We start from the raw sequence: 5391 nt of genomic DNA, 5'->3' as shown, positions 1-5391 counted from the left end.
GTTTTTGGTATGTCGGCAGCGGATCGGGTTGTGTTTTTGATTGGTCTTTCACCGACAGTACCGGCACTTACATTATGTCCCGCAACGGTAGCGCCTCCGCCATTGGGTATCAGTTAACGTACACAGCGCCACAATGCCCCGCCGGTACTCAATGGACTGGCCCCGGTGCCACCGATTGTGCCGCTCCACTTCCCACTTGTCTCAAAGACTGCGGCTGCTCCACGACGTCGCCTGACGCCACGGCTCCGCTAGTCAACAACCCCTGCAACGCCGCCACCGGCAACAAAACCCAACCTGACACCGACTACCCCGGTGGCGACGGCATTCCGGCCTTCACGCGCCAGTACAACAGTCAGCTACTGACCACCTACGGCCTAGGCATCGGTTGGAGCGGCAGCGCCTATCGGCACCTCAGCATCAGCGGCAACACCGTCACGTTCCGCCGCCGCAGCGGCCGCGGCGAATCCTTCACCTGTAGCACCAGTAGTTGCAGCGGCGACGCCGACAGCGCCATTCGCCTCATCCCCGATGCTAACGGCTACACCGTCTATTTCGACAACGGTGCCAGCGAACGCTACGGCAGCGGCGGCGCACTCCTCTGGGAAAAAGACCGCGCCGGTCGCACCACCAGCTACCAATACAACAGCTCCAATCTGCTAGCCACCATTACCGGCCCGTTCGGCCACAGTCTGGTGCTCGCCTACAACAGCATCGGCCTCGTCACGTCCGTCACCGACCCCAACGGCAAGGTCTATGGCTACACCTACGACAGCAACAACCGCCTACTCGACGTCACTTACCCCGACGGCTCGGCCAAGCTCTACCACTACGAGAATTCAAGCTTTCCGAATCACCTAACCGGCATCTCCTATAAAGACACCGCCAGCATCGTTACTCGTTACAGCACCTACACCTACGGCACCGACGGCAAAGCCATCTCGACCGAACATGCCGGCGGGGCAGAAAAGGCCACCTTACAGTACGACTCCGACACGCAGACCACGGTACGCGACGCCATCAACACCAGCTCCATCTTCACCTTCCAAACCAACCTGGGCGTGAAGAACCTCATCGCCAAACTCAACACGAGTGACAACAAATCACTCACCCAGACCTTCGACAGCAACAACAACATCACCTGTCGCAAAGACCCGGAAGGCCGCGTCACCACTTATACCTACAACAGCGCCAACCAAAAGCTGTCGATGACCGAAGGCTTAACGGGCACCTGCGTCGCTCCGCAGACCACCAGCGCGAGCCGTACCACCACCTACCAATACCTATCGGCGACACTTGATCTGCCGACCGTCATCCAATCCCCGAGCGTCTTACAGAGCGCGCAAATCGCACCATCACACTCGGCTACAACGCCAACAGCCAAGTCACCACCATCGACGGCCCAAGAACCGACGTCAGCGACAGCACCACGCTGGCGTACTACGACTGCACCACCGGCACCGCCTGTGGCCAATTGAAGTCCGTCACCAACGCCGTCGGCCACCTCACCACCTACGACAGTTACGACACGGCTGGCCGTGTCACTCAGATCACCGACCCCAACGGCCTAACGACCGTCTACGACTACGAGCCACGCGGCAAGGTACGAACCGTCACCCAAACGCCAGCGACCGGCACCGCCCGAGTTACGCGCTACACCTACAACCCCGCCGGCAACGTCACCTCGGTCACGTTACCCGATGGCGTTGTGCTGACGTACACCTACAACGCTGCTCAACAGCTCACCTCGATTACCGACAATCAGAGCAACCGTGTTACCTACACCTACGACCTCAAAGGCAACCGCACCCAAGCAGCGACCTACGACCTGGCCGGCACCTTAGTGCGTCAGATCGACACGGCTTACGACCTGCGTGACCATGTCAACGCCGTCACCGCCGGGAGTTCCATCACCCAACAACTCACCGATGCCATCGGCAACTTAACCAAAGAGACCGACCCCAAACAGGTCGCCGCCAGTAGCGGCATCGCCACGACGCATACGTACGATGCACTCAACCGCCTCATCAAAACGGTCAACAACCTCGGCGGTATAACAACGTACGGCTACAACCCCAACGACCAACTCATCCAAGTGAAGGCGTCCAACAACGCCACCACCACCTATGAGTACGACGATTTAGGCAACTTCTTAAAAGAGACGAGCCCGGATCGGGGCACCACCACGTACAGCTACGACGACGCCGGCAACGTAAAGCAAGTTACCGACGCCCGCGGCATCACCGTCAAATATACCTACGACGCCCTAAACCGACTCAAACTGATCGACCATCCGACCGACGTCGACGTGACCTATGTCTACGACACCGCCACCAACTGCACCGTCGGCAAAGGTTGCCTCTGCCAAGTCACCGACGAATCCGGCACGACGGTCTACGGCTACGACGCCTTCGGCAACGTAGTAACTCAGCGCAAAACCGAGCTCGGGAAAACGTATCTCACCCAAACCACCTACGACGCCGGCAACCGGATAAAGAGCATCACCTATCCCGACAACCGCGTCGTCACTTACCCAAGAGATACCCTCGGCAGAATCACCGGCGTCACCGGGACGGCAAACAGCATGGCACCTACACCTACAACCACCTAGGCCAGCGAACCCGCAAAGTCGAGGGCAACACCACGACCGTCTACCACTACGACCTGACAGGAAACCTCATCCTAGAAACCAGCAACACCGGCACCGTCAAAGTCGTCTACGTCTACGCCGACAACCTCCCGATCGCACAAGTCAAACGTAGCGGCAACACCGATACATTGACGTACTTACACACCGACCACGAAGGCACCCCCCGACTCGGCACCAACGCCAGCAACACTACTGTTGTCTGGAGATGGGAGGGCAGGGCGTTTGGGGAGACCAATCCGACCGGAACGGCGACGGTTAACTTGAGGTATGTGGGGCAGTACTACGACCAAGAGAGTGGGTTGTTTTATAACTGGAATCGGTACTACAGCCCGACGCTGGGGCGATACATCACGTCAGACCCGATTGGGCTCGATGGTGGGTTGAATACCTATGGGTACGGAAACCAAAATCCGCTGCGCTATACCGATCTTGATGGCTTATTTGTTAGACCAATCATTGAACCGATTATCGATATCATCATTAAGCCAGGACCGAAGATCCCGGCGCCCGGACCTGAGCCATTGCCGCCAGGCGTCCCGGATCCGGGAATGCAACCCGTCCCGCAACCTGCACCGGGGCCTGGTCCGGCGCCCGGCCCCGGCGGTAAAGACAGTGATCGAGACAAGTACCATCGCATTTGCGATCAGCCACCTCCTCCTAACCTTACCGGATGCGAGTTGTTGAAATGGAAACTAAATAAAGCGAAGCAATGCAAAGCGGCGCGAGAAAACTTTACACGGAAATGGTACGGCGGACTTTACGATCCGGGTCACCAAATACAGATGGATCAAATTGACAACCAAATCCAAAATCTCGAAAAAGCGCTACAGTGTTGCAAAGACTAGACGCGAGATGAGGTGGGGTAATGGACGTAACACTTAAATCTGTACTGGCGAAAATACAGGAAGTCACCGAGTTTTTGGGAACCGAACTTACAGACGTTAATCAGCGGGGCATCTTTGGAAATACGCCACTGAAAGTAGCAACGGTGTGGGGGGACCCACAAGCTGTAAGAGTTCTTATTGAAGCAGGTGCAGATGTAAACGCTAAAGTTGAAGATGGGTACACGCCTTTGCATCATGCTATCGCTCAAGGGCATTCCGCCGTTGCAAGATTATTGATTGATAATGGCGCGCGTGCGGACATGTCTAATAACGACGGTCAAACACCTCTCGATTTCGCCTATAAGTACGGGCAACGCGAAATCGCGGAACTGCTTCAAGCACAAACTCGGCTTCAGTAGTACAGATTGTATTGAGTGCCAACGATGCTCAAACAAGGAAGCGCGGTAGCAAGCGTAGCCCGGATGGAGCGCAGCGAAATCCGGGTTAATTGCACATATAAGTGCACTGGTCCGAAAGGTGAAGCGATCTATCCGTCAAACTAAACATATGGATGGTGCTGCTCTCAGATCCGCCAAATTGCGCGATCTAAGAGAGCTAGCGAATCGGGGCGAAGTTCATGCTGCCGGCAGATTGCATCAACGTGGCAAGTACGAGGCGGCGTCCGTTTTTTAGTTGAAGGCCAGAACGGCGGTCGTTCATAAACTAAGCGACGTTCTTTTTTTCGTCAACGCATTTTTCGTTTCTTCCAAGCGCTGTCGCCAGCACCCAAAGATCCTTCACGCCTTGGATCTTGTGGAACGACTTCTCTGCCTCCAAGAAGCCGGTCGCGGTCCAACGAAGAGCAAATAGGGTCAGGTCTTGAACTATAAGCACTCACTCGCTACCTTCCCCACCCATGGCTCGACCCCTCCGCCTTGAATTCTCTGGCGCTGTCTATCACCTAACCGCCCGCGCTCATCGTCGACGACGATACCGACCGTCACCAATTAACAGGGACGCTTCCCATTAAAAACAAAGCCCGGTCTTGCACCGGGCTTTGTCGTTATTAATGCGCCGACTTCATGGCGTTAGCGGCTCGCCTGACTGAGCACGCCCTCCAACATCTCCATCACAAACTTCTGCTTCGCCTTCGGCAACCGACTTAACCGTTCGATCTGCTGTTGCAACTTCGGCGCCGGTCCGCGCTTGCCCGTGCCGTTCTTGCGTCCGAGCAGTTCATCGACGCTGACACCGAAGAACTGCGCGATCACCGGCAGCGTGGCGATCGGCATGCGGATGCGCCCGACTTCATAGTGCGCGTAGGTCTGCTGCGCGATCCCGAGTTCATCCGCCATCGCGCGTTGGCTCACACCTTGGGCCTTGCGCAGGCTCGCGATGCGGCCACCGAGCGCCTTTAAAAACTGTTGCTCATCCGGGCTCATCACTCTCACCACCGACTCTGATTGCGATGTCATCAGCATAAGGCCCACCTCTGAGTGTGAGAGTTGACAAGACTCGTAATACGAGTACTCTAGCGCCCGAGTTATTTTTACTCAAACCCTATTGACAGGGTTCGGCCAAAAACTCAAAAAAACGGAGCTTAGGGATTCGATGAAGCCGGGGGAAAAAATAGGGTCAAGTCTTGGATTATAAGTATCTGCTCTCCGCCTCCCTGAGCAAGGCAGTTAATCGCGACGACGAAATCTTATATTTCAAGACCTGACCCTGTAGTGCCTGCGGCACGAAATCCCGTCACCGCCCAAGCAAACCGCCGCACTCCGCGCGCCGCCGCCGGATACAGCAACCCCAGCGCGACCCACCATATATATCCATAAAGAATCGCCGCGAGCCCGAGATGCGCCGTCAGCCGATGCGGGCTGACATGCGGGTTATCCACCAACCCGCTCGCGACCATGTACC

General features: G+C 56.5%; 6 protein-coding genes. 4 read left to right on the top strand and 2 right to left on the bottom strand.

Annotation, left to right across the window (positions count from 1 at the left end; all coding sequences use genetic code 11):
* The first annotated feature begins 74 nt into the window (after positions 1-74).
* The 4 genes from HY308_04315 (at position 75) to HY308_04300 (ending at position 3890) form a co-directional block, all read left to right on the top strand.
* Positions 75-1475, top strand: a complete 1401-nt coding sequence (locus HY308_04315; GenBank protein MBI3897506.1) for an RHS repeat protein — start codon at positions 75-77, stop codon at positions 1473-1475.
* Positions 1472-2608 carry an RHS repeat protein gene (locus HY308_04310; protein MBI3897505.1) on the top strand — a complete coding sequence of 379 codons (1137 nt, stop codon included), beginning with the start codon at positions 1472-1474 and terminating at the stop codon, positions 2606-2608. Before HY308_04315 ends, HY308_04310 begins: the two co-directional genes overlap by 4 nt.
* Positions 2609-2916: 308 nt before the next feature.
* On the top strand, positions 2917-3492 hold the full coding sequence (locus tag HY308_04305; GenBank protein MBI3897504.1) for an RHS repeat-associated core domain-containing protein: 576 nt from the start codon (positions 2917-2919) through the stop codon (positions 3490-3492).
* A 20-nt stretch (positions 3493-3512) separates the two neighbouring features.
* Positions 3513-3890, top strand: coding sequence for an ankyrin repeat domain-containing protein (locus HY308_04300; protein ID MBI3897503.1), 378 nt, complete (start codon positions 3513-3515; stop codon positions 3888-3890).
* A gap of 669 nt (positions 3891-4559) precedes the next feature.
* Here the strand turns inward: HY308_04300 and HY308_04295 are convergent.
* Positions 4560-4952 (bottom strand): helix-turn-helix domain-containing protein, encoded by a 393-nt coding sequence (locus HY308_04295; GenBank protein MBI3897502.1) that lies wholly within the window; start codon positions 4950-4952, stop codon positions 4560-4562.
* A 224-nt stretch (positions 4953-5176) separates the two neighbouring features.
* Positions 5177-5391, bottom strand: a 215-nt coding sequence (locus HY308_04290; protein ID MBI3897501.1) for a COX15/CtaA family protein, incomplete at its 5' end; no start/stop codon positions are given.

It is taken from the genome of Gammaproteobacteria bacterium, from assembly GCA_016199745.1.
Lineage (GTDB): Bacteria > Pseudomonadota > Gammaproteobacteria > Acidiferrobacterales > Sulfurifustaceae > JACQFZ01.
Note: the sequence above shows the minus strand (reverse complement) of the source record. Positions and strands in the feature narration are given on the sequence as shown.

What these genes read in the sequence shown, in the direction of transcription:
- HY308_04315 (MBI3897506.1), top strand. Translation starts at nt 75, where the DNA reads ATGTCCCGCAACGGTAGCGCCTCCGCCATTGGGTATCAGTTAACGTAC.
- HY308_04300 (MBI3897503.1), top strand. Translation starts at nt 3,513, where the DNA reads ATGGACGTAACACTTAAATCTGTACTGGCGAAAATACAGGAAGTCACC.
- HY308_04295 (MBI3897502.1), bottom strand. Translation starts at nt 4,952, where the DNA reads ATGCTGATGACATCGCAATCAGAGTCGGTGGTGAGAGTGATGAGCCCG.